The organism is Metamycoplasma equirhinis (assembly GCF_006385185.1).
Taxonomy (GTDB): domain Bacteria; phylum Bacillota_I; class Bacilli_A; order Mycoplasmatales; family Metamycoplasmataceae; genus Metamycoplasma; species Metamycoplasma equirhinis.
Genome location: NZ_VFIX01000057.1, coordinates 1 through 536, shown reverse-complemented (window position 1 = coordinate 536; position 536 = coordinate 1). Strand labels below are relative to the sequence as shown.

Here is a 536-nt window from a genome sequence, read left to right as displayed (position 1 = left end):
CGTGACCTGGCGTCGATCGGCATGAACGAGATCGCCAAGGCCGCAGGCTGTTCGCGCGCAACACTGTATCGGTACTTCGACAGCCGCGAGGCGCTGCGAACCGCGTACGTGCACCGCGAGACCCGCCGGCTCGGCCGCGAGATCATGGTGAAGATCGCCGATGTCGTCGAACCTGCCGAACGGCTGCTGGTGAGCATCACCACGACGTTGCGGATGGTCCGCGACAACCCCGCGTTGGCCGCGTGGTTTACCACCACCCGCCCACCGATCGGCGGCGAGATGGCCGGACGGTCCGAGGTGATCGCGGCCCTGGCCGCGGCATTCCTCAACTCACTAGGTCCCGACGATCCGACCACCGTCGAACGCCGCGCCCGCTTGGTGGTCCGGATGCTCACATCGCTGCTGATGTTCCCCGGCCGTGACGAAGCCGACGAACGAGCGATGATCGCGGAGTTCGTCGTCCCGATCGTGACACCTGCTTCTGCCGCCGCTAGGAAGGCCGGTCACCCTGGACCCGAGTGAAACGGTGCAACAAC

General features: G+C 66.4%; 1 protein-coding gene. It reads left to right on the top strand.

Annotation, left to right across the window (positions count from 1 at the left end; all coding sequences use genetic code 4):
- Positions 1-536, top strand: a 536-nt coding sequence (locus FJM08_RS08635; RefSeq protein WP_140031755.1) for a TetR/AcrR family transcriptional regulator, incomplete at both ends; no start/stop codon positions are given.